22 protein-coding genes and 1 tRNA gene are annotated in these 26066 nt (G+C 65.3%); 10 read left to right on the top strand and 13 right to left on the bottom strand.

The window, feature by feature from the left end:
* Window positions 1-30 precede the first annotated feature (30 nt).
* Window positions 31-2280, bottom strand: a complete 2250-nt coding sequence (locus IV454_RS23175; protein WP_206088033.1) for a hybrid sensor histidine kinase/response regulator — start codon at window positions 2278-2280, stop codon at window positions 31-33.
* Between the two features lie 227 nt (window positions 2281-2507).
* Here IV454_RS23175 and IV454_RS23170 point away from each other — a divergent pair, with 227 nt between their 5' ends.
* Together IV454_RS23170 and IV454_RS23165 are read left to right on the top strand one after the other, a co-directional pair.
* Window positions 2508-2972 carry a hypothetical protein gene (locus IV454_RS23170; RefSeq protein ID WP_206088032.1) on the top strand — a complete coding sequence of 155 codons (465 nt, stop codon included), beginning with the start codon at window positions 2508-2510 and terminating at the stop codon, window positions 2970-2972.
* Window positions 2973-3408: 436 nt separating this feature from the next.
* The gene (locus IV454_RS23165) at window positions 3409-4146 is read left to right on the top strand and encodes a DUF481 domain-containing protein (RefSeq protein WP_206088031.1); all 738 of its coding nucleotides are present in this window, start codon (window positions 3409-3411) and stop codon (window positions 4144-4146) included.
* A 13-nt stretch (window positions 4147-4159) separates the two neighbouring features.
* On the opposite strand, the gene IV454_RS23160 is transcribed toward IV454_RS23165, so the two are convergent.
* Complete coding sequence (locus IV454_RS23160) at window positions 4160-4561, bottom strand: GFA family protein (RefSeq protein WP_206088030.1); 402 nt, start codon at window positions 4559-4561, stop codon at window positions 4160-4162.
* A gap of 137 nt (window positions 4562-4698) precedes the next feature.
* Here IV454_RS23160 and IV454_RS23155 point away from each other — a divergent pair, with 137 nt between their 5' ends.
* Complete coding sequence (locus IV454_RS23155; RefSeq protein WP_206088029.1) at window positions 4699-5886, top strand: MFS transporter; 1188 nt, start codon at window positions 4699-4701, stop codon at window positions 5884-5886.
* Window positions 5887-5994: 108 nt separating this feature from the next.
* On the top strand, window positions 5995-6531 hold the full coding sequence (locus IV454_RS23150; protein ID WP_206088028.1) for a Cif family virulence factor: 537 nt from the start codon (window positions 5995-5997) through the stop codon (window positions 6529-6531).
* Here the strand turns inward: IV454_RS23150 and IV454_RS23145 are convergent.
* The 5 genes from IV454_RS23145 to IV454_RS23125 all read right to left on the bottom strand — a co-directional run bounded on the left by IV454_RS23145 (window position 6497) and on the right by IV454_RS23125 (window position 12197).
* Complete coding sequence (locus tag IV454_RS23145; protein WP_206088027.1) at window positions 6497-7060, bottom strand: hypothetical protein; 564 nt, start codon at window positions 7058-7060, stop codon at window positions 6497-6499. The two genes, IV454_RS23150 and IV454_RS23145, sit on opposite strands and share 35 nt — an antisense overlap.
* Window positions 7047-7637 (bottom strand): acyl carrier protein phosphodiesterase, encoded by a 591-nt coding sequence (locus IV454_RS23140; RefSeq protein ID WP_206088026.1) that lies wholly within the window; start codon window positions 7635-7637, stop codon window positions 7047-7049. Before IV454_RS23140 ends, IV454_RS23145 begins: the two co-directional genes overlap by 14 nt.
* A gap of 141 nt (window positions 7638-7778) precedes the next feature.
* Complete coding sequence (locus IV454_RS23135; protein WP_206088025.1) at window positions 7779-10499, bottom strand: sensor domain-containing diguanylate cyclase; 2721 nt, start codon at window positions 10497-10499, stop codon at window positions 7779-7781.
* 243 nt (window positions 10500-10742) lie between these two features.
* Window positions 10743-11564 (bottom strand): alpha/beta fold hydrolase, encoded by an 822-nt coding sequence (locus IV454_RS23130; RefSeq protein ID WP_206088024.1) that lies wholly within the window; start codon window positions 11562-11564, stop codon window positions 10743-10745.
* 9 nt (window positions 11565-11573) lie between these two features.
* The gene (locus tag IV454_RS23125) at window positions 11574-12197 is read right to left on the bottom strand and encodes a PEP-CTERM sorting domain-containing protein (protein ID WP_229521795.1); all 624 of its coding nucleotides are present in this window, start codon (window positions 12195-12197) and stop codon (window positions 11574-11576) included.
* Between the two features lie 172 nt (window positions 12198-12369).
* On the opposite strand from IV454_RS23125, the gene IV454_RS23120 reads away from it, so the two are divergent.
* Complete coding sequence (locus IV454_RS23120) at window positions 12370-13482, top strand: DNA topoisomerase IB (RefSeq protein ID WP_206088023.1); 1113 nt, start codon at window positions 12370-12372, stop codon at window positions 13480-13482.
* Here IV454_RS23120 and IV454_RS23115 read toward each other — a convergent pair.
* From IV454_RS23115 to IV454_RS23105, 3 genes are all read right to left on the bottom strand, one after another.
* Window positions 13479-13781 (bottom strand): ribosomal maturation YjgA family protein, encoded by a 303-nt coding sequence (locus tag IV454_RS23115; RefSeq protein WP_229521794.1) that lies wholly within the window; start codon window positions 13779-13781, stop codon window positions 13479-13481. The genes IV454_RS23120 and IV454_RS23115 overlap by 4 nt on opposite strands.
* Window positions 13782-14039: 258 nt before the next feature.
* Window positions 14040-14447 carry a MerC domain-containing protein gene (locus tag IV454_RS23110; RefSeq protein WP_063896084.1) on the bottom strand — a complete coding sequence of 136 codons (408 nt, stop codon included), beginning with the start codon at window positions 14445-14447 and terminating at the stop codon, window positions 14040-14042.
* Window positions 14448-14585: 138 nt separating this feature from the next.
* The gene (locus IV454_RS23105; protein ID WP_206088021.1) at window positions 14586-15773 is read right to left on the bottom strand and encodes a tetratricopeptide repeat protein; all 1188 of its coding nucleotides are present in this window, start codon (window positions 15771-15773) and stop codon (window positions 14586-14588) included.
* A gap of 568 nt (window positions 15774-16341) precedes the next feature.
* Here IV454_RS23105 and fusA point away from each other — a divergent pair.
* The 5 genes from fusA to IV454_RS23080 all read left to right on the top strand — a co-directional run bounded on the left by fusA (window position 16342) and on the right by IV454_RS23080 (window position 21966).
* Window positions 16342-18384, top strand: coding sequence for an elongation factor G (gene fusA / locus IV454_RS23100; protein ID WP_206088020.1), 2043 nt, complete (start codon window positions 16342-16344; stop codon window positions 18382-18384).
* A 91-nt stretch (window positions 18385-18475) separates the two neighbouring features.
* Window positions 18476-18973, top strand: coding sequence for a hypothetical protein (locus IV454_RS23095; RefSeq protein WP_206088019.1), 498 nt, complete (start codon window positions 18476-18478; stop codon window positions 18971-18973).
* Window positions 18974-18977: 4 nt separating this feature from the next.
* Entirely contained in the window at window positions 18978-19385 is a 408-nt protein-coding gene (locus IV454_RS23090; protein WP_206088018.1) for a hypothetical protein, read from the top strand.
* Window positions 19386-19496: 111 nt separating this feature from the next.
* Window positions 19497-19568 (top strand) — tRNA-Arg (locus tag IV454_RS23085).
* Window positions 19569-19596: 28 nt separating this feature from the next.
* Window positions 19597-21966 carry a hypothetical protein gene (locus IV454_RS23080; protein WP_206088017.1) on the top strand — a complete coding sequence of 790 codons (2370 nt, stop codon included), beginning with the start codon at window positions 19597-19599 and terminating at the stop codon, window positions 21964-21966.
* A gap of 183 nt (window positions 21967-22149) precedes the next feature.
* Here the strand turns inward: IV454_RS23080 and IV454_RS23075 are convergent, their stop codons facing one another.
* The 3 genes from IV454_RS23075 to IV454_RS23065 form a co-directional block, all read right to left on the bottom strand.
* On the bottom strand, window positions 22150-23295 hold the full coding sequence (locus IV454_RS23075; protein WP_206088016.1) for an AAA family ATPase: 1146 nt from the start codon (window positions 23293-23295) through the stop codon (window positions 22150-22152).
* Window positions 23295-24179, bottom strand: a complete 885-nt coding sequence (locus tag IV454_RS23070; RefSeq protein WP_229521793.1) for an RNA ligase family protein — start codon at window positions 24177-24179, stop codon at window positions 23295-23297. Before IV454_RS23070 ends, IV454_RS23075 begins: the two co-directional genes overlap by 1 nt.
* A gap of 312 nt (window positions 24180-24491) precedes the next feature.
* Complete coding sequence (locus IV454_RS23065; RefSeq protein WP_229521791.1) at window positions 24492-25850, bottom strand: DUF1565 domain-containing protein; 1359 nt, start codon at window positions 25848-25850, stop codon at window positions 24492-24494.
* Window positions 25851-26066 lie beyond the last annotated feature (216 nt).

The raw sequence follows: 26066 nt of genomic DNA, 5'->3' as shown, positions 1-26066 counted from the left end.
CGACATGGTAACAAATTGTCCGGGCGCCGGCTAACTGCGCACCCTGGCGGAGCGGCGCATGCCCGCCTTGCGCGGGCGGCTCAGCAGTTCCAGCACCTGCTGCGGGTCGGCCGGCTTGGCCAGGTGATGGTCGAAGCCGGCTTCGCGCGCGCGTTCGCGGTCCTGCGGCTGGCCGTAGCCGGTCAGCGCGATGAACAACGCATCGCGGAACTGCGCCATCGCGCGCAACTGGCGCGCCAGTTCGTAGCCGGTGATGTCGGGCAGGCCGATATCGAGGATGAACGCGTCCGGCGCTTCCGAGGCGGCCCGGGCCAGCGCGGCGCCCGCATCGTAATAGGTGCACACATGATGCCCGCCGGCCGCTTCAAGGAACAGCGACAGGCTGATGGCGCCGTCGACATTGTCGTCCACGATCATCACGCGCAGCGCCGGGCCGGGCGCGTCGCCGCGCCGGCGCTGCGGCGGCAGCGGCGCCCTTTCCCTCGGCTCGCAAGGCAGGGTGACGGTAAAGCTGCTGCCCTGCCCCGGCCCGGGACTGGACGCCGTGACCGTGCCGCCATGCAGCCGGACCAGGCTCTGGACCAACGCCAGCCCGAGGCCGAGGCCGCCCTGCGCGCGGTCCGGCTTGCGCTCGCCCTGTGAGAACAGGTCGAACACGCGCGGCAGCAATTCCGGCGCCAAGCCTTCGCCGCTGTCGCTGACCGTGACCACGACCTGACCGTCGCCCTGCGCGGCCTGGATGCCGATGCGGCCGTTGGGCGGCGTGTACTTGGCGGCGTTGTTGAGCAGGTTGGCGAAGATCTGGACCAGGCGCGTCTTGTCGCCGCGCATGCGGATCGGGGTCGGCGGCAAGGACAGCTCGACCCGGTGCTGGGCCGACTCCACCAGCGCGTGGGTCTGCTCCAGGGCGCGGTCGAGGATGGCGTCGAGTTCCAGGTCGTCGATGTCGAGCGTGACCAGGCCGCGCGTGACCCTCGAGACATCGAGCATGTCGCCCAACAAGCTGTTCATGTGCTCGACCTGGCGCGAGATGACGTCGCTGGCGTAGCGTACCCGCTTGGCGTCGCCCGGCTGCAGCCGCAGCAGCTGGGCGGCGGTGCTGATGGGCGCGAGCGGATTGCGCAATTCGTGCCCGAGCATGGCGAGGAACTGGTCCTTGGCGCTGTTTTGCTGTTCGGCCATCTGGCGCGCGGTTTTTTCGGCATCGAGCAAGGCCTGGCGCCCGGCCTCGGCATTGCGCCGGTAGGCCTGGGCTTGCAGCATCTGCTCGCCGGCCGCATGCAGGGCGCGGTGCAATTCGTTCATCTCGTCCACGCGCGAGTGCACCTGGCGCGGCGCCTGGCCGGCGCCCAGGTCGGTGGCGGCCCTGACCGCGCGCGCGATCGAGCGCACATGCTGGCGGCCGAAGTAGGCGGCCAGCGCCGCCGCGCACAGCATGGCCGCCAGCAAGCCCATGGCGGCTACGAAGGAGGCGTGGCGCGCCGAGCGCTCGATCAGCTCGACCGGCGCGGCTACGGCCAAGGTCCAGCCCGACAAGCCCGAATGGGTGAACACGTCGAACGCTTCGGTGCCCTCCACCGTGTTGTGGCGGATCTGCCCGCTGTGCGCCTTGCGCGCGGCGGCCGCCAGCTCGGGACGCGCCGGCTTGCCGATCAAGCCTTCCGGATTGTGGCTGCGCGCGATGAAGCGGCCCTGGCTGTCGATGATGCCGACCACCCAGCCGGGCGGCACGTCGACGCTGGCGATCAGGCGCGTGAAATGCTCTGTGGAAAAGGCCAGCGTCAGCACATAGCGCTTGCCCGCGTCGATCGGCACCGGCACGTTGACCGTGGTCACCATGGCCGTGATCACGGGACCGTTCATGACGTCCGACACATAGGTCTTCTGGGTCGCGATCACGTGCTGGACCACGCCCGGGGCCGCGTGCGCGGGCAAGGCGCTGCCGTAGGGAAGGAGGGTATTGATCACTTGCTGGCCCTGCTCGTCGAGCAGCACTGTCCAGCCGGTACTGCCGCGGTTGGCGCGGCGCGCCTGCGCATAGAAGGCCTGCAGGTCGCCCTCGGCCAGCGAGGGCGAGCCGCCCAGCACGCGCAGGCCCGCTTCGGCGCTGTAGAGCTCGCGGTCGACCAGCAAGGCGATGCTGTTCGCGGTTTCCTTCAGTCCACGCAGCGCGGCGTCGCGTTCGGCGTTTTGCAGCATGTCCAGCGCCAGCCCGGCGAACAGCACCACCGGCACCAGGATGCCAGCGGCCATCAGGAACAAATAAGTCCGGATACGCATGCGAATTGCCGCCTGTCATAAACGCGGTAGATGAGCCCGCTTGTCTGAGACATTGTACTTTCCTCATCGGACTCGCGCCGGTTCCGCCCAACCGTGCGCACCTGCCCGTCGCGGAATAATTATTTCTCGTGCGTAAGTTCAATGCAAAAACAACAGCGTGTGGTAACGAACAGATACGTGCCGGCGAACTGCCCACAATGGACGCATTCGCAAACAGGAGCACGACCATGATTCATCCCGCCCTCACCCGCAGCATCTTCTTCGCCGGCCTGATGCTGTCATCGACCGTGTTCGCCGATCCGGCCATCGCCATCGTCAAGTGCATCGACAACGACGGCAAGGTCACCTTGACCGATGCCCGCTGTCCGCAGCAGGAGCAGACCGTGGCGGTGGCGGCGGGCACCACGGCAGCGGCCAACGCCGGGGCGGCGGGCGCGGATGACAGCCAGGCCATCATCAGCGGCGAATCGACGGCGGACGCGGCGGTCACGGCCCCGGTCGTGGAACGCTTTGCCACTTCGCAGACGCAGGCCCAGGTGCCGCGGCGCGAATTGCCGGTGGTGCGCAATCCTAGCGCCGGCGGCGGCCTGGCGCGCGACATCGCCACGCTCAAGGCGGCGCGTCACAGCCTGATGCTGCAGGACAGCGCCGCGCAGGCGGCCCGTTCGCAGCGCATTGCCGGTTTGCAGTAACAATCCGGCGCTCCCGGGGTCCCGGCAACGCCGGACGGTATCGAGGGTGATCGGCGATGGCGGCGGGCGGCTTCGATGTCAAGCGCGCGCGGCCGGCATAACCCGCGCGCACCCGCGAACAGGGAGGGTGCGGACATGTCACTTCGCCTGTTCCCTGCGCAGGAACATCTGCAATGAATTCAGGACACGGGCGGGCCCGCGCAGACGGCCCGTTCCGAGAATCAGGCCAACAGCTACCCCTTCAGGAGCGCATTGCATCAACGGTAAAGTGGCTATAGACCCTTGCCAAAAAAAGAAGTGCAATTATTGTGTGCCGATGGAGCGCCGGACGCGCCGGCTGTACGACCGCACCCAAGTCCGGATCGGCTCCCGGACCGGCAGCGAAACCTGAGCTCGGTTACAATGCGGGCAATCTTTCACCCGCATCAACACGTTTATGAAATTCCTCCCGCTTATCGCGCTGGCCATGGCCTGCGCTCCCGCTTTTGCCGACGACCTCCCCGACGCCAGCTGGCACACCTCCGCCGAACTGGGCGCCATCAGTACCTCGGGCAATACCGCCGGCACCTCGGTCTCCGGCAAGATCGACGCGCGCCAGGAACTCGATGACTGGAGCAACCAGTACGTCGTCGCCGGTCACTTCAAGGAAGACAAAGTCAACGACCGTGACGGCAACAGTAGCTCCAGGCGTTCTGCCGAACGCTATTCCCTCTCGGCCAAGGCGGCCTACAAACTGGTCAAGGACGACGAAAAGCTGTTCGTGCTGGCAGCCCACGTGGGCGACAAGTTCGGCGCCTACAGCAGGTACAACACCATGGCGGTCGGACGCAGCACGCGCTGGTACGACTCGCCGGAGGCCAGCGTCGACGTCGAAATCGGCCCGGGCTATTTCCGCGGCGAACGCGCCACGGGCGAACCCGAAAGCGGCTTTACCGTGCGCGGTGCCGCCGCCATACGCTGGCAGGTCAGCCAGAACGCACTGTTCTCCCAGATCGCCAGCGTCGAGCGCGGTACCTCGAATACCCACTCGATTGCCGAAGCCGCCCTGAGCACCAAGATCAACGGCACCATGCAGATGAAGGCGGCGTTTATCGTCCGTAATGACACGAATGTGCCGGCCGACAAGAAGAACACCGACACCCAAACTTCGCTCACGCTCGTGTATTCGTTCTGAGCGCCGTACGGGGTCAGCCTTCGGCGCGGGTGTGCGCGTACTGCGGCGTGCCGTCATCGCCGCTATCCCAGGCCAGGCGATAGAAGGTGAAGGTATGGTCGCCCGGGGCCAGCGGTTCCGGGTTGTCCAGGCTGCAGGTGGTGATGTCGATCTCGTCCGGACTGCCGCTGTGCGCATACGTCAGCTGGGTGCCGCAGGCGCCGCAAAAGGTGCGCGTCACGTCCGGGCTGGAACGGAACTGCGCCGGCATGCCGGCCGTGATGCGGTACTCCCCGCGCGCCACGCTGAACCAGGCCACGCGCGGCGCCCCGCACGCGCGCCGGCACGTCGGACAGTGACAAATTGTCTGGTGAAAGACCTGCTCCGACGTTTCGTAGCGCACCGCCCCGCAACAACACCCGCCCAGTAAGCTCATCGTCTTCTCCATGTATGGAATGTGCTCGCCAGTGTAGCGCCGTGCTGCGGCGCACGGCGCCAGCTTTCCGGAACGCTGCCTGCAGCCCGGCCGGAATGCGCGGATAATTGCATTTTTGAAACAAATCAACGACACCGATGACACCCGCCTCCCCCGTTCCCGCCAGCGCCGTGCCGCTGCTGTCGCTGGCCGCCTTCGGCAGCGGCATCTCGATGCGAGCGGCCGACCCCTTGTTGCCCCTGCTCTCGAACGAATTCGGCGTGCCGCTGGGCGAGGCCTCGCTGGTCATTACGGTATTTTCGATTGCCTACGGTCTCTCGCAGCTCGGTTCCGGCCCGCTGGGCGACCGCTACGGCAAGTATCTGGTGATCGCGCTGGCCGCGCTGGCCAGTTCCGCCACCGCCCTGCTGTGCGCCACCGCCACCAGCCTGCCCGTGCTGCTGGCGGTGCGCCTGCTGGCCGGGGCCGCGGCGGCCGCCATCATCCCCCTGTCGATGGCCTGGATCGGCGACGTGATCGCCTACGAACAGCGGCAACCGGTGCTTGCGCGCTTCCTGATCGGGCAAATCCTCGGCGTGTCGGCCGGCGTGCTGGTGGGCGGGCTGGCGGCCGATGCGCACCAGTGGCGCCTGCCGTTCCTGCTGGTGGCGGCGATTTTTCTGCTCGTCGGGCTCGGCTTGCTGGGGCTGAACCGGCGCCTGCCGCCACATGCCAGGACGGTACGCCCGATCGCGGGTGGGGCCGTGCGCCACATGCTCGCCGAGTTCGGCCACATCGCCGCCCTGCCCTGGGCCCGGCTGGTGCTGCTCACGGCCTTTCTCGAAGGCGGTCTGCTGTACGGACCGTTCGCCTTCATCGCCAGCCACCTGCACGCGCGCCACGGCCTGTCGCTGGCGCTGGCCGGCGCGGTGATCATGCTGTTCGGGTTCGGCGGCTTCGCCTTTGCCATGGGGTCGACAGCCATGCTGCGGCGCCTGGGCGAAGGCGGACTGGCGCGCTGGGGCGGCATCGTGCTGGCGCTGTCGCTGGCCGCGATCGGCCTGGCGCCCCTGTGGTGGCTGGCCATTCCCGCCAGCTTTTGCGCGGGCCTGGGCTTTTACATGCTGCACAATACCTTGCAGACCAACGCGACCCAGATGGCGCCGGAGCGACGCGGTGCGGCGGTGTCGGCCTTCGCATCCTGTTTTTTCATGGGCCAGGCCACCGGCGTGGGCGTGGCCGGCCTGCTCATCGCGCAGGTCGGGGCGCCTGCGCTGCTGGTGGGCGGCGCGCTCGGCTTGCTGGCCGTGGCGCTCCATTTTTCGCGCCGCGTACGGCTGAAATAGGCTGCCGGTTATGCATATCGACAAGCCAATCTTGCGTTTGATTGCCGTGCTACATTGCGTTTCCGGCGTCCGCCAGCATGGCCGTGACCCGTCAACGTAAAGGATTACATGAAGCACTGGTTCATCGCAGCACTGGTTTTCTCGTCCGCGCCGGCATGCGCGGCAACGGCCAGCAGCACCACGCCCAAGGCCGATGTGGCGGCCCTCGAAAACGTGGTCGAGGCGTTTCGCACGGCCGTGATCAAGAAGGATAAGCCGGCCTTCATGGGTTTGCTGTACTCGGACTCGATTCCGTGGATCGGCGTGGCCACCGATAACAGCATCAAGATGGTCGACGAACGCCGCAAGGCGCAGTCCAAACCGGGTATGAAGAAGATTTCCGGGACCGGCAGCGCGACCGCGTTTATCGACCATATCGTCGAGAGTGCGCATCCGGTGGAAGAAACGGTCGATAACGTGCGCATCGAATCGAATGGCGATGTGGCCCAGGTCTATTTCGACTACAGCTACGTGGCCGATGGCTACAAGTCGAACTGGGGCCAGGAGAGCTGGCAACTGGTGCGCACCACCTTGGGCTGGAAAATCAATTCGGTGATCTGGTCGATGGAATTTAACCCGGTGCTGCCGCCGCCACGTCCGAAATAAGCGCCTGCGGGGCGGCAGCGCCGACGCGTCCGCTTAACTGCGCGTAGCGCTCTTCCGACACGCCGAGCCGGCGCAGCCAGTTGCCGAAGTACAGCTGCAAGGTGTCGCTGCGCGCATGTTTGCCAAGGTGATGGCGCTCGAAATCCTTGCGGTTCTGGACTTTATCGGCGATCAGCATCTGGTTCACTTCGTCCACGCAGCTCAGTTCGATCGCATCGTCGGCGCCCTCGCAATGGTGCGATAAATAGGCATTGGCCACCCTCCGGTATTCCATCGCCAGCGCCACCACCACGGCATCGGGCTGGTGCGCGCTGAACACCGATCCGGGCGCCAGCGCGGCCAGCAGCGCGCCATCGTCCTGCACCAGCGGATGGATGCAGAACGCTTCCATGGCGCGCAGCGGCGCGCCGATGGCGCCGAGCAGGGCGATGCCTTGATCGATATGCGCCGTCAAGAGCACGCCCGAGCGCTCGGCCCGGGTGTCGCCGTAAAACTGGCAAATCGCGGCATAGTGTTTATTGTCTTTCATTGCGCTGGCTTTCTACAAAAGTCATCAATTCGGGGAAAAACACGTCGAAACCGTCGGCGATGGCGCCGGCATGCCGTTTCAGGTCGTGCAGCGCATCGCGCATCACGTCGCCGTTTTTCGACAGGCGCGTCGAAATGCGCCGGATCGCGATGTCGATGCCGGCATAGCTCTGGTAGGAACCGAGCCAGTCCTGTTCGATCATGTAGGGCGCAATCCGCGCCAGCTTGGGCGGCAGCACGGCCGCATGGGTGTCGAGCGCGCCGTAAAAGCGCGCGATGAAGTCGGCCAGCGGCACGTCGGAATAGCGCGCCCAGCGCAGGGCCAGTACATGGTCGTAATAAACGTCGAGCAGGATGCCGGAATAGCGCCGCCCCGGGCCATCGAACAATCCCTTGGCGGCGAGCACCACCGGATGGCTGTCGGTAAAGCTGTCGACCTTGCGGTGAATCAGGATTTCCGCTTCGGTGACGGCGCTGAACCGTGCGCCCGAGTTGGGCTTGACGAAATCGCCCAGCAAGGCGCCCAGCATCGCCTCGTCGCTGTAACGGGCCAGGTAAATATGGGCGAGATAGTTCATGCACAGCCTGCAAATGGAATACCAGCTGGCAGGATGCCAGATTTCGGATTTTCTTGTGGGAAATGGGAAAAAATGCGAAGGCATGACATGTGAATAATTATCGATAAGGCATTTCTTGCACCGTGCGCGGGGCGGCGGCGCCTACTTCACCGAGGTCATCGCATACCGGTTGCGGCCGGAATCCTTGGCCCGGTACAGCGCGTCGTCGGCATGCTTGAGCAAGGTGTCGACTCCGGCCCGGCCGTTTTCGGCGGTCGCCACGCCGATGCTGGTGCTGACGATGCGCGCCACGCCGTCGATGTCGAACGGTTTCTCCATGACCTTGATGATCTTGCGCGCCACCAGCGCGCACTCGCCCACGTTCTGCAAGCCTTCGAGCAGGATCACGAATTCGTCGCCGGCCAGGCGCCCCACGGTGTCGCTCTGGCGCACGCAGGCCGACAGGCGGCGGCCGAACTCGACCAGCACCGTGTCGCCGCCGCAGTGGCCGAAGCTGTCGTTGATCGACTTGAATTTGTCCAGGTCCAGATACATCACCGCCATCACCGTGCCGTTGCGGGCGCTGCGGGTCTGGGCGCGGCCGATACGCTCGGTCAGTTGGGTGCGGTTCGGCAAGCCGGTGAGCGCATCGAAGCGCGCCAGCGCGCTCAGTTGTTCTTCCAGCAGCTTGGCATCGGTCACGTCGTTGACCAGCCCGGTCACGCCGACCACCTCGCCGCCGGCGTCGACCTGGGCAATGTAGGTAGCCTGGTAGTGGCGCTTCTCCTTGCCCTGCATGCGCGCGAAATCGAACTTGACCGTCGTGCCCGTCATAGCCGCATCGAAGGCGCGCTGGTGCACCTCGGCCTCTTCCGGGGAAAACAAGCTGCTCACCAGGCTGCCGTGGATGCGCGCCAGCGGCCGCCCGAACCAGCTTTCGTGATGCCGGTTGACGAAGCCGAAGCGGCCCTCGCGGTCCATGAAATTGACCAGCGCCGGCAAGTTGTCGGTCACCGTGTGCAGCAGGCGCTGCTGCGCGGCCAGGGCCAGCTCGGCCGCCTTGCGCTCGGTGATGTCCATCACCATCGTGTAAAAGCCGGCCACCTTGCCGTCGGCGCCGGTATCGGGAATGTAGTCGGTCTGCAGGTAGCGCTCGCCCTTGAGCTCGGCGGCGGCACGCTCGAACGACACCCGCCTACCGGCCAGGGCAGCGGCCATCTGGGCCGCCACCGCCGAAAATACCTTGGGTCCGAACACATCGCTGACGGTGCGGCCCACGATGTCTTCCGGCGCGATGCCGGTAATGGTGGCGTAGGCGCGGTTGCAGAAGGTGTAGCGATAGCCGGTATCGACATAGCCGATCAGGGCCGGCATGTTGTCGGCGATGGTGAGGATGCGCTTTTCGCTCAGCGCCAGCACTTGCTGGGTTGCCTTCAGTTCGGTGATGTCGTCGGCCAGCACGAAGTAGCCCTGCACCACACCCGCCGCATCGATATCGGGATTGTAGGCGACCCGGTCCCACTGGGTCACGCCGTGACGCAGCACCTGGCGCTCGAAGCGCACCGGGCGCCCGCTCAGCGCCGCGTCCAGATACGGTTTGCTGACCCGGTAGACCGCTTCGCCGAGCACCTCGCGCACGCTCTTGCCGGGAATCTGGCGCGCCGAGACGCCGAAAAAGGCGCTGTAGCGCTCGTTGCCGAACACGAAGCGCTCGTGCTTGTCGACATAGCCGACCAGCGCGGGGACGTTGTCGGCCACCATGCGCAGGTTGCGCTCGCTGTCGGCGACGGCGCGCTCGGCCAGGTCGCGCTCGGCCATCAGGGTGTCGAACGCGCGCCACAGCTCGCCGATTTCATCGTCCGCATACGGCCCCTCCTGCGCCACCGCGCCGCGCCCTGCCGCCATGCGCGCGCCCAGGCGGGCCAGCGGCAGCAACTGGCAGTCGATCATCAGCCAGGCAACCGGCCCGATCACCAGCAGCAGCACGGCGGCGATGATGGCCGCGTTCCAGCGCATCTGGTTGGCGACCGCGAATGCTTCCGCGGTCGGATACACGCTGCACAGCAGCCAGCCGGTAGCGGCCAGGCGTTTGTACGACACCAGCGCGTCGGCGCCGTTGTCGGCGGCCGAGCGCAAGGTGCCTTCGAAGCCGCCCAGGGCCAGGTCGACCGAGGGCGCGCGCTTGCCAGTCTCGTCGATACTGCGCAGGATGCGCCGTTCGTCGGGGTGCGAGACGAACACGCCCTCGCGGCTCAGGAGATAGAAGTAGCCGGTCTTGCCGACCTGCGCGATCGACAGTTCCTTGATGAAGCTGTTCTTGGCCAGGTCGATCGTGCCGATCAGGATGTGGCTGATCTGGCCATCCTTGGCGTGGATGGGCGCCGTCATGACCACCACCGGGCGCGCGCTGATCTGGCTGCGCAGCGGCTTGGAAATCACCGGGCCGTCGGTGCGTATGGTGTCGAGAAAATAGTCGCGCGTGGAAAAATTGCTCTGGCTGCGGTTTTGCGGATAGTCCATGTTGGCGACGTGCTCGCCCTGGGCATCGAGCACCGATATATTGGTAAAAAAGCCATCCATGCTGTGATGCTGCTCCAGCTTGTCCTGGAAGGCGGCCGAGGGGTGAGGCCGGATTTCGAGGTCGTGCGCCAGGCGGACCAGGGCTTGCTGGCGGATCAGGAATTTATTGTCCAGGTCGCGCGCCACCTGGCTGATCAGCGATGCTTCGCGCTCGCCCACCACCGTCTCGATGCCGCGCTGCACGATCAGCACCGCCGCGAGGGTCAGCACCGTGGCGGTCAGGACGATCAGCATGCCAACGGCCAGCGAGAAGCGCGCTTTGAGCGACACGGGGCCGGAAATCCAGCGGCGATGGGTAAGCATGAGGTGTGGGGCGATTGTCGGACCAGTTGTAAGACGGCGAATCGGCGGGGCTGGGCCGGGGATGTAGCGCTGGCGGACCTCGCTGCTCGCCCGCCGCTGCATGGCCGGCGCGGGATATGGCGCCAACCGGTCGATACTCCCGAGTGTACATTATTCCACATGGAAAATATCATTGCGGGACGGAACAACAACAGTTTCAGCGGCGAATTTTGCGCGACACAAGGCGGCGCGCTTCAGCCGCGCTCAGGCGCGCCGGGCGGTGGCCTGGACGAAGGCGCGCAGGCGTGCGGGAATGCTCAGCACGTCATCATGGTTTTGTGCAATGAACAAGCTGGACCTTGGCAGCAGGCGCTGCAGTTCCCGTGCCGACTCCAGCGGGTGCACCGGGTCGCCGGTCCAGCCGACGATCAGGGCCGGGATGGCGCCGAGCGCCGCCAGAGCCGCGCGCGGCGGCAGGTCGGATGCGGCCGCGCCCTGGTACAAGGTGAGCAAGGCCGGCGCGCTGAGCTGGCGCATGCCGTGCCGGGCGCGCGCGGCCAAATGCGGTGCGGCGTTCAGCAGCCAGGGCGGCAGCGCGGCGCCCGCCTCGCTGGCGACGAGTCTGGCGAAGCGCGCCGGCCCCATGACCTGGGCCAGCGCGATGGCGCGCCGGTACCGGGCGGCCTGGGCGACGCGCGCTTCCCACAGCGACGGTGGCAGCATCAGCACCAGGCCATCGATGCGCGCGGGGGCCAGCAGGGCGGCGTGCAGCGCGCTGGCGCAACCCATCGACCAGCCGCCGGCGACGAAGCGGCTCTCGCCGAGGGTGGTGGCGAGGGTCAGCATGTCTTGCCCGAGCACGTCCCAGCCCGCTTGGGCGCCGGGCGCACTGTCCCCATGCCCGCGCGCGTCGTAGCGCACCAGGCGCAAGGACGCGGGAAAATGCCGCCACTGGAGGAGGTCGAGCGCGTCTTCCGCCTCGATCGATGACAGCAAGCCGTGCGCCCAGAGAAAAGGGGCGCCGCTGCCCACCTGGCGCACGTTCAGGTCAAGCTCGCCGACGCGCATCCGGACACTGTACGACACTGCTGTCGATTAGCGCGAGGCTGGCTTCTGGCGGCGGCTCGCGCCCACGGCCAGCAGCACGCCGGCGCCCAGCATCATCCAGGTCTGCGGTTCCGGTACCGCCGTCACGGTCAGCTTGGTCTGATCGCTCCAGAGCCAGGTAGCGCTGCCATGGCGCCCCCCCACTGGATCGTGAAACCCGTAGCCGATGTATTCGCCCGTCACAATGACCAGTCCATAGCTGTAGATGTCATCGTGCCAGGCGGCACCCGCAGTGAAATTCAGCGTGCCGCCGGGCGTGAATGAAAACTGCTGCACAGAATCGTAGCCTTTCGTGAAATCACGCCCAGCGTGCACGAACGACAGAACCTCATCGACGCTGAACTTGCCATCGGCATTCTTGTCGTCGACCACGAAGCGGCCATCGACTTCTATCGCCGGATCGAAAACGCCAATGCGGCCACTGCCCTCTTCGTTATAGGTAAAGCCCTTGTACGACCAATCGTACGTTTGCGTGGCGGCGCTGGCGGACAGCGCACCGCTCATCAAGGCCAGCGCTAACAGCGGTTTTTTAAACATGGGAATCCTTATCATGAAAACATCACGAAGCCACCAGCGGCGCGCCGATCGGAGGAAAGTTTGCCATTTTATCAATCAACGGTCCTTTCGGGCTTGTATTTTTGCTTAACGCGCACCGGCCCGCTAGCGCAAGGGCACGGCGCATCGTCCGCGCGCCAAGCGAATCGCCGCTCGGTCCAGCCGCGTGTACTATTTCGCGTGACACCGGCAGCACAAGCGCTGTCCCCCTGACACGACCGAGCCAACCATGAAAAGAGACGAACCCGGCGCCGCGAGTGCGCCCCCCTCCGGCGATGTGCTCGCCGCCGCCAAATCCGCGGGACTGCGCTACGTCAGCGACAGCGCGCCCGGCATCACGCGCAAGGCGAACGGCAAGCACGTCATCTACCTCGACACGAGCGGCGAGTCCGTCACCGACGAAACCACCCTGGCACGCATCCGCGCCCTCGCCATTCCGCCGGCCTGGACCGACGTATGGATCTGCAAACTGGCCAACGGCCACCTGCAGGCCACCGGGCGCGATGCCAGGCGGCGCAAGCAATACCGCTATCACGCCAAATGGCGCAAGCTGCGCGACGAAGTCAAATACGAACGCATGATCAGCTTCGGCAAGGCCCTGCCCGCGATCCGCCGCACCGTCGACGCCGATCTCAAGCGAGCCGGCCTGCCGCGCGAAAAGGTGCTCGCCACCATCGTGTATCTGCTGGAAGCGACCATGATGCGGATCGGTAACGAGGAATATGCGCGCCAGAACAAATCATTCGGCCTGACCACCCTGCGCGACCGCCATGTTCGCATCGACGGCAAGGCGGTCCAGTTCCGCTTTCGCGGCAAGAGCGGCGTGTTCCACAACGTCAAGGTGGAGGACAAGCGCCTGGCGCGCATCATCAGCCGCATCCGCGACCTGCCGGGGCAGGAACTGTTTCACTACGAAGATGACGACGGCAATGCGCATACGGTCGACTCGTCCGACGTCAACGACTACCTGCGCGACATTAGCGGCGAAGACTACACCGCCAAGGATTTCCGCACCTGGTCGGGCACGGTGCTGGCGGCGCTGGCGCTGCAGGAATTCGAGAAGGTCGACTCCGAAGCGCAAGCGAAGAAAAACATTGTGCGCGCGATCGAATCGGTGGCGGAAAAGCTGGGCAACACGCCATCGATTTGCCGCAAGTGCTATGTGCATCCGGCGATCCTCGACGCCTATCTCGATGGCACCGTGCTCGACGCCATGCGCGAGAGCACGCGGCGCGAGCTGGTCGAGGACCTGCACGAATTGCAGCCGGAAGAAGCGGCCGTGGTGGCGTTCCTGCAGCAGCGCTTGCAGGAACCGCCCGCCAGGCGCAAGGCGGCAGGCTAGCGCAGCATGCCGCGCGCCCGGTCCAGCAAGCCGCCGACGGCCACGCCCACCGTGTAGGCGACCAGGTCGCGCCAGTCGAAGCCGCCACCGAGGACCAGATGCCCCAAGGTCGTGGCACGCACATGCCTGATCCAGGGCGCCTGGTACAGCTGAGAAAACTCGACCGCGAACGCGGTGCCCAGCGCCAGCACGACCAAGGTGCCGGTTTTCGCGCGCGGCAGGCAAAACGCCCACAACAGGAACACCAGCAAGGCCCATAGCGCATCGCCCGGATAGTTCCCGAAGTAATGCGACAACACCGAGGGATATTTACGCGTCGCTAAGCCGCACGCAATCACGATGACACATCCGGCAGCAATCCAGCGTCGGTCACGCACCATGTCGGCCACCCTGCTTCTGCAAGCATTTGTCGATGGCGGCGAGGGTGCGCAGCTTGTTGGCGACGCTCAATTTCAAAGCAAACATGCGGTGATCCTGATCTGACAATCAAAGCTGCACATGATACAAGAAAGCGCACCGCCTCGATGAGCGGATCGCCAATCCGGGTCGCCGGCCGCTCAGCAGCAGCCCGGCTGCTTGTCCAGCGCACAGCCGGCGCAGAACGACCGGTTTTTCAGGTGGGCGGAAAAGATGAACAGGCCGCCGATGCTGGTGAGGATGGCTTCGGCGCCGTGGCCGTAACGGGGACCGGCGACCAGTACCGCCGCGCAGCAGCAGGCGAAACCGCAAGCGCCAAGCGCGAGCACCAGCGCGCGCCGGTGCTGGCGAAAGCCGGCGACCAGGGCGACCAGCGCCGGCAGCGCGACCAGGATCAGCAGCCAGGCGTGCAGGCCGTCGTCATGCGGGAACCAGTTCATCAGCGGAAAGACGGCCAGCAACAGCGGCGGGCCGAGGCAGTGCAGCAAACACAGTGCGGCCGCCGTCATGCCGGCGTAGTCCGCCACTCCAATTACGCGTTTTATCATCGACCTGCCCCGCCTTGCGCTGCCGCTTGGTGCAACTGTGTTGCAAAACACAATCATAGCCCAAGCGGGGTGCAAATGCAACCGAATTGCATATGCACCCCACCCGGCACGCCAGCATCAAGCGCGCACCGGCGCCGCTCAGGAGTGGCCGGCGGTCCTGCGGTTGACCACCCACTCGCCCAGCGGCGCATCGCTCTCGCATGGGGTGTTGGCATGGTTGGCCGCTTCCTGCAGGCGGTTGGCCTGGCCCGCGTTCTTGGCCACGCCGTCGCCGTGACGCAACGCCTGCGCGTAACGGCAGCGTCCGACCGGGTGACCGGCGTCGGCGGCGGCCTTGTACAGTTCCGCAGCCGCCGTCTTGTTGGCGTGCACGCCCCAGCCCTTGAAGGTCATGTCGGCCAGGTTGACGGTGCCTTGCGGGTTGCCGCCGTCATGTGCCTGCTTGAACAGGGCCACAGCCTTTTTCGGGTCCTTCGGCACGCCTTCGCCATAGCGGTAAGCGCTGCCGAGGTTATTCGATGCCATCGGATCTCCCTGCGCGGCGGCGCGCTGATACAAGGCGGCGGCCTTGCGCTTGTCGGCCTTGACGCCGAAGCCCTGGCTGTACATCACGCCCAGGTTGTACAGTGCATCGGCATCGTTGCCGGCGGCGGCAGGTTCGAGCCACTGGCGCGCCTTGGCGTAATCGCGCTCCTTGTCGCCGCCCTGCAGGTACATCTTGCCCAGCTGGGACTGAGCGGGCACCAGCGCCGCCGGGCCGCTGGCCGCCTCGGTCAACAAGGTCATGGCGCCGGCGCGGTCCTGCGGCACGCCAAGGCCCGCTGCCAGCGCCAGCGCGGCATTGAAGGCGCAGCGCTTGTCGCCGAGCGCGGCGCATTTGCGCCAGTACGCCACGGCCTTGGCCGCATCCTTGCTCACGCCGTCGCCCTTGTTGTAGCGCTGGCCGAGCTGGAACTGGGCTTCCGGATAGTTGGCGTCGGCCGCCTTCTGCAGCCACGTCAGGGCTTTGGCCATGTTGACCGTGCCGGTATCGCCATCGCTTTCCATCACGCTGATGTTGAACTGCGATTCGCCGAAGCCTTGCTCGGCGATTCCCAGCCATTCGGAATACGCCAGCGCCTTGTTCCCCGCCTTGTACGCCTTGAACGCGCGTTCGCGCCGCAGTTCGCCTTCCGGGGTCAGTTTTCCGTTGGCGACCAGGCTGCCCGGGGTCGCGCCAGCGCCGGCCGATGCCGGATCGGGCGTTCCGGTTTCCTGCGTGACGCACGCCGAGAGCGCCAGCGCGGCGATCAGGCCGCACGCATAGCGGCTGGAGAGGTGTTTCATAGTCAAATTCCTGCTGTGTTTTGCAATGTTGTCGGGCACTCGCGCGGCATGTGCGCGCCAGCGTGCATGGTGATTGTGCAACTGAGCAGCATTTTCACACCAGAGCACCTCGAAATGTTGGCTATATTCAATGTTTTGATAAAAATACCGATCCTGACGTGGCAGCGATGGGCCGGAACCCGCTTGGGCGTGACGAACCAACAACAAAATAAGTCCTTGACATTTCGCGAACGGGGCAATAAGCTTCCGGCCATGAACTCAATGGACATCCTCTTTTTTACCTTCGCCCTCCCGGCACGTTGCTCGCAACGTCCCGGGCCGCGACAGTGCGCCCCTTGATTCGCTCTTGACGAGCACCCATCAAAAAAAGGCCCACTGCGGGCCTTTTTTGTTTTTGCCGTTTCGCTTTTCCATCCCCACACACAGTAGTTGCTTAGGAGCATATATATCATGAAGTCAGCCGACGAAGAACGCGCGCGGGATCACTGAACAAGGGTGGTCGCATGGCTCCCGCGGCGCTTGTCCCAAAGACAAACCACGACCGCCCGCTATGTAAGAAAGCACCATCATGACTGCGACTATCCTTCGCGCCAACTCGCGCAACTTCGGTATCATTGCCCACATCGACGCTGGCAAAACCACCCTGTCCGAACGCATCCTCCTGAAAACCGGCGAAATCCATCGCGCTGGCGAAGTCCATGAGGGCACCGCCACGATGGACAGCATGGACCTCGAAAAAGAACGCGGCATCACCATCGGCGCGGCCGCCACCCGCTGCGCCTGGAACGGCCATGCCTTCACCTTGATCGACACACCAGGCCACATCGACTTCGCCATCGAAGTCGAACGTTCGCTGCGCGTGCTCGACGGCGCCGTCACCGTGCTGTGCGGCGTGGCCGGCATCCAGCCCCAGACCGAAACGGTCTGGCGCCAGGCGCAGAAACACGGCGTGCCGACCATTGTGTTCGTCAACAAGATGGACCGCAGCGGCGCCGACTTCGGCCGCGTGGTGGGCCAGATCGGCGCGCGCCTCGGCGCCCTGGCCGTGCCGTTGACCATTCCGGTCGGCGCCGGCGATGCGTTCGAAGGCATCATCGACGTGCTCGGCCAGCGTTTCCTGGCCTGGGACGCTGCTGGCGTGATGAGTTCGAGCGCCCTGCCCGCGCATCTGCATGCAGCAGCCGAGGCAGCCTATGCGCACGCCGCCGCGGTGGCGGCCGATGGCAGCGATTCGCTCACCCTGGCCTTCCTGGCCGACGACACGTTGTCGCCGGCGGATGTGCGCGCCGGCCTGCGTGCCATGACACTGGCACGCCGCGCGGTGCCCGTGCTGTCCGGCTCGGCGTACCGCAATGCCGGCATCGAGCCGCTGCTCGACGCCATCATCGACTGGCTGCCTTCGCCCGACGAGCGCGCCGCCCCGGTGGCGCGCCTGGACGGTGAAACAGTGACGGTCGGCACCGGCGACACAGATCCGCTGGCGGCGCTGGTGTTCAAGGTGGTGCACGACGACCACGGTTCGCTGTCGTACGTGCGGCTATATGGCGGCACCCTGCGCGAAGGCGATGCGGTGTGGAATGCATCGCTCGGCGCGACGCTGCGGGTGGGTCGGCTGTATGTGATCCATGCGGACCGCCGCACCGGTGTGGCGCAGGCTCAGGCCGGCAGTATCATCGCCATCGCCGGCCTGAAAGATGCGTTGACCGGGCATACCTTGTCGTCCAAGGCCGTGCCGCTGGTGCTGGAAACCATCCACGCCGGGGAACCGGTGGTGGCGCTGGCGATCGAACCCGGCAAGGGCGGCGACCGTGGCAAGATGCTCGCCGCGCTCGATCGTTTCCGTCGCGAAGACCCGTCTTTGCGCCTCGAAAGCGATCCCGTCAGCGGTGAAACAGTGCTGTGGGGCATGGGCGAACTGCATCTGGACGTGGTGCTGGAACGTGTGCGCCGCGAAACGGGCGTGGAAGTAACGGTGGGCGCGCCTCAGGTGGCTTATCGCGAAACCATCGCCGGGCCCGCGGTGGAACTGGAAGGCAAAGTGTCGAAGCAAAACGGCGGCAGCGGGCAGTATGCACGAGTCGTTTTGCGGGTGGAACAGTTCGATGGCGCGTTCGCTTTCGAGAATGCGATCAAGGGCGGCGTGGTGCCTGCGAACTTCATTCCGGCCATCGAAAAAGGCGTGCGCCAGGCGCTGGCGCAAGGTCCTCTGGGCTACCCGGTCACGGGTGTCAGGGTGACCCTGCTCGATGGCGACTACCATGCGGTCGACAGCAACGACATGGCGTTCGCGGTGGCGGCCAAGGAAGGCACCCTGGCCGGGCTTAAACGAGCCCATCCGCTGATGCTGGAACCGGTCATGACGGTCAATGTCGATGCGCCGGCCGTGAATGCGGGCGATGTCATCGGCGACCTGCAGCGCCGTGGCGGCAAGGTGCTCGGCATCGAGGAGCAAACCGGGCGCGTCGAAGTCGTGGCCGATGTGCCGCTGGCGAACCTGTTCGGTCACACGACCAGTCTGCGTTCGCTCTCGCAAGGGCGGGCGTTTGCCAGCGCCGTGTACGCAAGGCACGCGCCGCGCATGCAGCAACGCGCCGAGTCGATCGCCGCGTAATTCTGTTGTAAAGTAAGTTCGGGGCCGGGAAGCGATTTCCGGCCCTTTTTTCCACGCTCCGCGCTGCAATCTCACTAATAAAGACAAGCTCATGGAATGGCGCACACATCCCGCCCTGGCGGGCAAGCTTCACCCCAACCATCCGGACGACATTCAGGTCATCATCCACGACGGCGGCCGCCGCATGACCAGTGCGCATCCCGAACTCGCATGGGTGAGCATCACCGGCGTCGCAGGCGATATTTTCAGCGGACGGGTGATCATCGCTCCGACGCAGCTGGAAACGGTGCGCATCAATCAATCGATCCGCTTCATCGCCACCGGCACCGGCCATCCGGTGATGGTCAGCGAAAAGTACCTCAAGGAACGCGGCTCGTGGCTGATCCACGGATGCAGCAAGTGCGGCTTCGCGGAACTGTTCGACGCGCCGTCAGATTTAATCAAGGTCATTTTCCCGGCCTTGCCGGCCGACGCCGCGCTAGAGACATTCACTTCGTTTTGCCCTTTGTGCGACGGGGTCCAGGCGGTCGCATCGCGCCATGCACCGCCGCCGGACAGCGAGCGGCCCTGGTGGAAGTTGTGGGGCTGATCCGATGGAAATTGCTTTAGTGGAAACGGGGACCCGCGGCGTACCGCTACGCACACGCTGCACCGGCGCCGGGCGGTTCGTCCGCCAGATGGGGCCGCCCGGGCGTTTTGGGGTGATCGATCTGGTGTTGGAACCAGAACCGATATATGGATGCACGCTAAGCTGGGAAGTGTCTGAGGAACAGATTCCTCTCCTGTTCCTCGACGCGGTTATCAGCAGCATCAAGCATGTGCTGTCGGAAGACGCGTTCGACGGCGACTATCTCAGCGGCTGCCGCATCCGCATCGTGGACGGCGCATACAATAGCACCGACTCCAAAATCAGCTGTTATCAGATGGCGACCGTGATGGCCATGCGAGAGGCGCTGCGCTCGGCAGGACTGTATGCACCGGCCGATTCAACGGCACCATAAAATAAAACGTTTTTCGCCAGTGCATTGAGTAAAGTTAGCAAAGCTGCTAGTCTGATCGCCTGAGCGTTGATTTTCATCAATGCTGCTGGGCGCCGCGTCCGTGCAAACAATTCCGGAATAACTCAATGGCAGAGAACTCGGCTTCTAACTGAGTAGGTGCTGGTTCGATTCCAGCTTCCGGACCCCAACACTTCATTTCAATGGATACCACGTGGATAACGACGCTCCCGGCGCGGAACCTCTCCGCATTGCGCCCGGCTACGCGGCACTGCAACTGGCCGCCGCCCTGCGCACCAGCACCGACCACCCCGACTCGCAGGTGCGCGAACGCGCGCGCGGCAAGGTGCGGCAGTGGGAGCAGGTCATGGCCGGCATGTTGACGGGATCGATCGACGTCGGCTCGCGCACCCCGCTGGACGGGGTGCGCGCCTGGGTCACGCCCGATATCGTCAAGGGTGGCTTCGCCACGGGCGACTTCAAGGCCGGCGGCGCCTTGCTCGAGCACGAACTGCAGACATTGGCCTCAGCCGGCATGGCGCCCGCGCCCGATGCGCGCCGTTGGCTCAACGCGCGCCTGCTGACCGACGACGGGATGGCGGGTCTGTACGCCCTGCTCGACTCAGGCTGCTACGACGTCAACGTGCCCGAGGAAGGCGCCTTGCTGGTCGTGGCCTGGCTCACCCGCCATGGCAAAGCGGATGCAGCGCGCGAGGTCCTCAGCGCAATCGCGCCCTGGTTCGACCGCTTGCGTTTTTTTCCGGCGCCCGCCGCGCAAGCACGCCGCTTCGGCGAGCGCGTCTTTCTCAAACCGGTGCGTGAGGTGGCGCTGGCCTTGCACAAACGGCGCGCACCGAACCGCCGCATCATGACGCAGCGCGATACCGTGCGCGCGCTGCTGCCGTTGTACGACCGCGCGGTCCAGCTGTTCATCGAGAGCGTCGAGGGCGAGCCGCCGTCGATCGATATCGATGCCAACGGCGCATGGCGCGACGGCGTCAGCGGCAAATTCCGCATCGCCGGCGGCTGGCCGTGCCGCCACTATCCGGCCCAATGGCATGCGCGCGGCGAGGCCCTGCTGCACGAGTGGTCCGGGCACAGCGTGACCCGGCGCAAGGATGATAGCGCGACGCAATTGCTCGACTATCTGCGCATTTGCGTGATGGAGCCGGCCGCTCTGACCGGGCGCGACGTCGGCAAGATACGTCTCATCCTGGCCAGGTACATTAGCAAGCGCGGCCGCCCCGGATCGGCCCAATGCGCCGCGCTGCGCAGCGAACAGGCCAGGCAGGCCAGAGGCGTGCCGCACCATCTGCTGGCCGGCGTGCTGGCCGACCGCCTGCGCGCCTATCCGCAGGAAGGCGGAATCGATGATCTGGCGCCGCTCAGCGTGACGGTCACCGCGGCGGAAGCGGCCAATCTCGGCGAGGGCGCCGGCAGCGCGATCCCGCCCTCCCTGCTCGCCAAGCTGTGGCGCTGCCACATCGATACCATCGCGGCGCTGGTCGAACACGGCATCATCCGCTCGGCCGAGGCCTTGGCCACGGTGCTTCCGCAATTGAGCGCCGCCATCAACGGCGCGGCGATCGAAGACACTTCGCTCAAACACCTGTACGGCGCGCTGTACCATGCATTCCGGCGCCGCCGCTCTGTGCTCCTGCAGAATCTGGCGCCTCAGGTGCAGCTGCACGAACTGCCGTGGATCGCCGCCGTCAACGCCGAGCGGCAACACGGCTTGCAGCCCCGCACGCTGGCCCGCAGGACGCTGGAAGAAATCGCGGTGCTGACACTGACCTCGTTCCCGCAGACGATGATCCCCAATCCGCTGGTGCAGGAAATGAGCGCGCTGGCGGGGAGCGCGGGACTGGACTTGCCGCTGGTGGAAGAACTGGCCGCCGATATATTCGAGGGCACATTCTCGCCCAAATTCAGCAGGGTGGCCGCGCAGGCGAGCACGCTGCTGGAGGACAGTTTGTACTGCCGCTATTACGGCATCGATGCGGGACAGCGCAGCTACTTGCGTGAACTCGTGCAGCCGGCCAAGGCGCCGGTCCACGCCTGGACCTACATAAAAGAGCTCATTCGCCTATGCGAAAAGCGCGCGGGCATCCGCAGCAACGGCGGCGTGACCGGCAATGCCATGATGATCGAGCAGCAGCAGATCCTCACCACCCAGAACCTGGCCGCGCTGGTATCGTTGCTCGGACTGGGCGACGAGCTGCGGCCCCGATTTTACGGCATGGCGCAGCAATGCTTCGAGTGGATCTGCCGCGACCAGCAAGCAGGGCGCGACGAGTGTGACGTTGAACTACTGCGCGCGATCAGGAATGCCGCATACGCGTGGCGCCAGATGATCTTCTTCCTGTCGCTGGCCCCTGCCCCGGCCACCGCCGAATTGATCGCCTGGGCGCATGCTCATCTGGCGCAACAGTCGCCACGCTTGCGCAAACGCCTCGCCCCTGCCATGGCAGGGCTGGAACTGGCCGCCGCTCATCGCTCGCTGGACGAACCGGAAAATCTGGCGAGCGGTGCGCGCAGACTGCTGGGATATTCATGCACGCCTCACTGGATGCTGGCCGTGTGAACACGACGCTGTCCGGTGCCCGGGCGGGCCGGCGGCTTCGAACGGATCAGTGGCCGGCGCGTCCGCGTTGGGAGGCGCCATGCTTATCCATGGCGCACCTGCGCGCGGGCTTACAAACCATGCCCCTTCCACCGGCGCCGGACCGACACAATAGCGTGACGAACCGGCCGACAGTGCACTCGGCTAGGCGAAATAGTGCACCACATGCGCCTCGGTCGGCAGCGGCACCTCCCATTTGAACAGCATGCGCTCGATCGCCTTGTTGGGCAGGCTGGTATCGCGCTGCGTATTGCGCTTGAAGATGACCTGCGGCGGCTGTTCCAGGTACACCAGTTCGACCTCGGCATCGTAGGCATACAGCAGGTCGAGCGTCTTCTTGCGCATCTGCGCGCTCAGGTGCGTGGTGTTCCACACGAAGGGCGCTTTTCCGCGCAGCATCTCCTTGGCGAAATCGACCGCACGGTGCGCCACCGCGCCCTCGTTTGCGCCGTGGCGCAACCCCAGTTCTTCGCGCGCGTCGTCGATCGACACCACCGGCAAGCGCGCCCGGTTGGCCGCCACCCAGTGGTTTTTCCCGGACGCCGGCAAGCCCGACATGACGGTCACGCGCGAGCCCGCATTCTGGTGATGCACGAAATCGGGCGCGATGCCGGCCCCGCGCATGTACGACAGGCGCGTGTGCGGGTCCGCGAACGCTTTCGGCGCGCCGTAGCAGCCTTCGTCGCGCGCCATTTCACGAAACAGTTCGATGCCGACCAGGCAGTCGTCCTTCTTTTCGTAGCAGCGTCCTTCCATGTCGGCCTGCGCCACCGCGGACAGCAGGCGCAGGTCCAGTTCATGCGAGAGCTTACGGATCAGGAACTCGGCCGACTGGCCGTTCTTGTTCCCCGCCAGCGCAAAAAACGGCAGCTGGTGCACGGTGATGATGCGGCAGATATGCTCGCGCACGGCGAATGGCACACCAGCGTGCCAGCACAGGATGCGCGCATCGATCGCGCCGCGTTTCGAGTGGCCCGGCTGCCCGATGCGTCCACTGTCTGGATCGATGACGGTCGTCGCCGGCTTGGCGATATCGTGCAGCAGCGCGGCGTAGAACAGGATGAAGCGCTCCTCGTCGCTGCCGTCGATGTAATCCGGCCCGCGCATCAAGGCCTCGATCACCATCCGCGTGTGAATCCACACGTCGCCCTCGGCGTGGTAGTACGGGTCTTGCGGGGTCGATACCAGCAGGGCGAGGCTTGGTATCGCATGCAGGAACCAGGCCCACTCTGGTGTCTGGCCGGGCGCCGGCACGTGCGCCGCCATGGCCTTGCAGCTCAGTTTGTCCATCACTTGCCTCCTTCGGTTACCAGGCCCAGGTCTTCCCATGTCGTGGTCAGGCGCGGCGCGTAAATGTCGACCCCGGGCGCCAGCTGATTGGGCACATAGCGCTGCTGCGAGTGGTGCATCTTCGAGTCCAGGATCGCCTGCACGAAGTCGCTCCTCACCCATTTGTAGCGTGCCGTGACCACGCCGTCTTCCTCGACCTTGATGTACAGGCCTTCGGCCAGGTCTGACTTGTCGGCCTGGGCCCAGCACTTGGCCAGGTCCAGCCCCTCGCGGGCGACAGTCGCTTCAAAGTCGTTCTTCCATGCCGCCGTCTTGGCCAGCGAAAAGCGGATGTATGCCAGCAGGTCGGCCAGCTTGCGTGGCGCCACGCCCGCATACAGCACCGGCACCGCCAGCACCGGCGCGTTTCCCAGCAAGGCGGCGCGCGCGGCGGTCGACAGAAAGACCTGTTGTTCGCGGTCGTAGATGTCGAACTCGCAGAACAGGTGCGGCAACTGGTTGTAGAAGACGCTGTGCTTCTTGCCCATCCACTCGCCGTACATGACGTAGCGCTCGCCCAGGCGCTCGATCAGCGCGCTCTCGTGCGCCGCGGCCCAGCGCTTGAAGATGCTGAACTGGCGCTCGCGCCCGCCGCCGGCCAGGTAGTGGCCGCGGCTTTGCAGCAGCAGTTCGGCGCCTTCGCTGAAACTCACGCCGGCATTGGCGCCGTCGAGCTTTTCTTCGACGACGATATGGCGGCCGGCCAGCGAGGCATAGGCCGCGCGCGGATCGTGGCGTTTGCCCGGTTTGTCGAAACCGTCGTCGCCCTGCTGCAGCTGCGAGCCTTCCAGGTGACGGGTGGAAGGGTATTTGTGTAATTCGAGATTGTGAACGATGTTCGTCATGATGCGCTCCATGGTGTAGACAGGAGCTGACGAGAAAGGGAGAACTACGCCACGACAGCAATGGTCGTGGCAATGCGGCATGCACAGCGACCGGGCGCGAGCAAACGCCAAAACCGGTCAGGTCAATCCGATATCGTCAGCAGATAGGTTGGCTGTGTACAGGCACGTGAGGTTCTCGATTCGGTGGTGAGGTTGTGTTGCGAAGGCGCAGATACTAACCCGGCCATGAAGCGAATGTAAAGAAAAATATCGGACGCCGCTTGCGCGCCACCGGCCATCGCCAGCGCGGACGATGGCCGGCGGCGCGCGCGCTCAATGCTGGTAGGCGCCGATGTCAAAACCGGAAAACACATTGCGCGGACGGCCATTGAAATCGGTGGCGGCGGCGTGCACCGGGGTGGCGCGGCCGATCGCCGGAGAACCGGGGCTGAGGCTAAAGTTGGGCAAGGCGACGTCGGTGTCGCCCGCGAACAGCGGCGCCGAACTGACCGTGCCGCTGTGCGTCAGCCCGTTCTTGAGATGCCAGTCGTAGCTGCTGTTCTTGTAGACCAGGTTATTGCGGTAGCTGTTATTGTGCCCCGTGCGGCCCTGCTCCGAGATGCCCATCCGATTGTCGTAGACGATGTTGTTGTACACCGCCGTATGGTCGTTCGGACCGGACGTGTAATAAAAATCGCCGCCGCCGACGACGATGCCGGTGTTCGAGCCGGTCACGGTGTTGTTGGTCACAACGACATCGTGCGCGTCGTGCCACAAATGAATGCCGGCTTCGGCGACGCGGTACACGACGTTGTTTTTCACCTTGGCCGTGGTGCTGACGTAGATGCCCTGGACGAAGCGGCAGCCGGCCGGGCCGATGTCGTGCACCAGGTTGGCGAGCACCTGCGCCTGCACGCCGCGATAATACCCGTCCACGCCGATCGCGGCGCCGCCGGCGCTGGAGCAGGCAACGCCCTGCGCGATGTGATGCACATGGTTGCTGCGCAGGGTGTCGTACGATCCGGCATTGTAGATACCGGTGCTCCAGCGGATGCCGCCAAGGTGGTTGCCGCCATCGATGTCGAAGCCGACGATGTCGACGTAATCGCCGCGGTTGTCCCACGCGGCCTTGGTGTCCGAGCGCTCCGGCGGCACGATCCGGGCGCCCCAGCGTTCGGTGGATACAAACGCGATCCGCGCATCCGGCCGGCCGCTGGCGCTGGTCTGGATGCCGCCGCTGTAGGTACCCGGCGCAACGTACACGGTCACGCCCGGCGCGGCCGCGCGCGCGGCCCGCGCCAGGGTGCGGAAAGGCCACGCGCCGGTGCCGGGATTGTCGTCGGAACCGCGCGGCGAGACGTACAGCGCGCTACCCTGCCTGCCGGCGGCGCGCGCCTGCTCGTCTTCCGGCGCGTAGCCGGCCATGGCGAACGCGCCGGGCGCCTCCTCGGCCGCCTGCGCGGCGTCCGTACCGGCGGCGTCAGTCCGGGCGGCGCCGGCCGGATCGGCGCGAGCGGGATCGGCAGCCTGCGCCGCTGGCGTGGCACCGGCCACGCTGACGGCCGCCTGGGCCGGGACGGGGGCGCGCGCAGGCTCGCCGCCGCCACCGCAAGCGCCAAGTAACAACGCAAAACCGCTGCAGGCAAGTGACACGGCACGATGCTCCAAAGTGATCAGGGCAATCTTACTCATGTGAAGCTCCTCTTCCAAAAGCGTGAAAGCTTGGTTTGAGGCCGATCAAGCGCCAAGGTTCGGATTTTCTTCGAGGTTTTTTTCGCCAGTAATCAAAGGCAATGGACATACCGGGTCGCATCGCGCGTCGCTTGGTGCTTGCCGTTCTGACTTCGTTTTGGATTATCGCAACAAGTTAGGCGCTAAACGGCAACGCAATATTGCCAAACGAATACG

Source organism: Massilia antarctica (assembly GCF_015689335.1).
Classification (GTDB): Bacteria; Pseudomonadota; Gammaproteobacteria; order Burkholderiales; family Burkholderiaceae_D; genus Telluria_A; species Telluria_A antarctica.
The sequence above is the reverse complement of the archived record's forward strand: the minus strand, read 5'-3'. Positions and strand labels throughout refer to the sequence as shown.

What these genes read in the sequence shown, in the direction of transcription:
- IV454_RS23150 (WP_206088028.1), top strand. Translation starts at nt 5,995, where the DNA reads ATGAAGCACTGGTTCATCGCAGCACTGGTTTTCTCGTCCGCGCCGGCA.
- IV454_RS23105 (WP_206088021.1), bottom strand. Translation starts at nt 15,773, where the DNA reads ATGAAACACCTCTCCAGCCGCTATGCGTGCGGCCTGATCGCCGCGCTG.
- IV454_RS23070 (WP_229521793.1), bottom strand. Translation starts at nt 24,179, where the DNA reads ATGACGAACATCGTTCACAATCTCGAATTACACAAATACCCTTCCACC.
- IV454_RS23110 (WP_063896084.1), bottom strand. Translation starts at nt 14,447, where the DNA reads ATGATAAAACGCGTAATTGGAGTGGCGGACTACGCCGGCATGACGGCG.
- IV454_RS23160 (WP_206088030.1), bottom strand. Translation starts at nt 4,561, where the DNA reads ATGAGCTTACTGGGCGGGTGTTGTTGCGGGGCGGTGCGCTACGAAACG.
- IV454_RS23090 (WP_206088018.1), top strand. Translation starts at nt 18,978, where the DNA reads ATGGAAATTGCTTTAGTGGAAACGGGGACCCGCGGCGTACCGCTACGC.
- IV454_RS23175 (WP_206088033.1), bottom strand. Translation starts at nt 2,280, where the DNA reads ATGCGTATCCGGACTTATTTGTTCCTGATGGCCGCTGGCATCCTGGTG.
- IV454_RS23135 (WP_206088025.1), bottom strand. Translation starts at nt 10,499, where the DNA reads ATGCTTACCCATCGCCGCTGGATTTCCGGCCCCGTGTCGCTCAAAGCG.
- IV454_RS23095 (WP_206088019.1), top strand. Translation starts at nt 18,476, where the DNA reads ATGGAATGGCGCACACATCCCGCCCTGGCGGGCAAGCTTCACCCCAAC.
- IV454_RS23065 (WP_229521791.1), bottom strand. Translation starts at nt 25,850, where the DNA reads ATGAGTAAGATTGCCCTGATCACTTTGGAGCATCGTGCCGTGTCACTT.
- IV454_RS23075 (WP_206088016.1), bottom strand. Translation starts at nt 23,295, where the DNA reads ATGGACAAACTGAGCTGCAAGGCCATGGCGGCGCACGTGCCGGCGCCC.
- IV454_RS23145 (WP_206088027.1), bottom strand. Translation starts at nt 7,060, where the DNA reads ATGAAAGACAATAAACACTATGCCGCGATTTGCCAGTTTTACGGCGAC.
- IV454_RS23170 (WP_206088032.1), top strand. Translation starts at nt 2,508, where the DNA reads ATGATTCATCCCGCCCTCACCCGCAGCATCTTCTTCGCCGGCCTGATG.
- IV454_RS23165 (WP_206088031.1), top strand. Translation starts at nt 3,409, where the DNA reads ATGAAATTCCTCCCGCTTATCGCGCTGGCCATGGCCTGCGCTCCCGCT.
- IV454_RS23120 (WP_206088023.1), top strand. Translation starts at nt 12,370, where the DNA reads ATGAAAAGAGACGAACCCGGCGCCGCGAGTGCGCCCCCCTCCGGCGAT.
- IV454_RS23155 (WP_206088029.1), top strand. Translation starts at nt 4,699, where the DNA reads ATGACACCCGCCTCCCCCGTTCCCGCCAGCGCCGTGCCGCTGCTGTCG.
- fusA (WP_206088020.1), top strand. Translation starts at nt 16,342, where the DNA reads ATGACTGCGACTATCCTTCGCGCCAACTCGCGCAACTTCGGTATCATT.
- IV454_RS23140 (WP_206088026.1), bottom strand. Translation starts at nt 7,637, where the DNA reads ATGAACTATCTCGCCCATATTTACCTGGCCCGTTACAGCGACGAGGCG.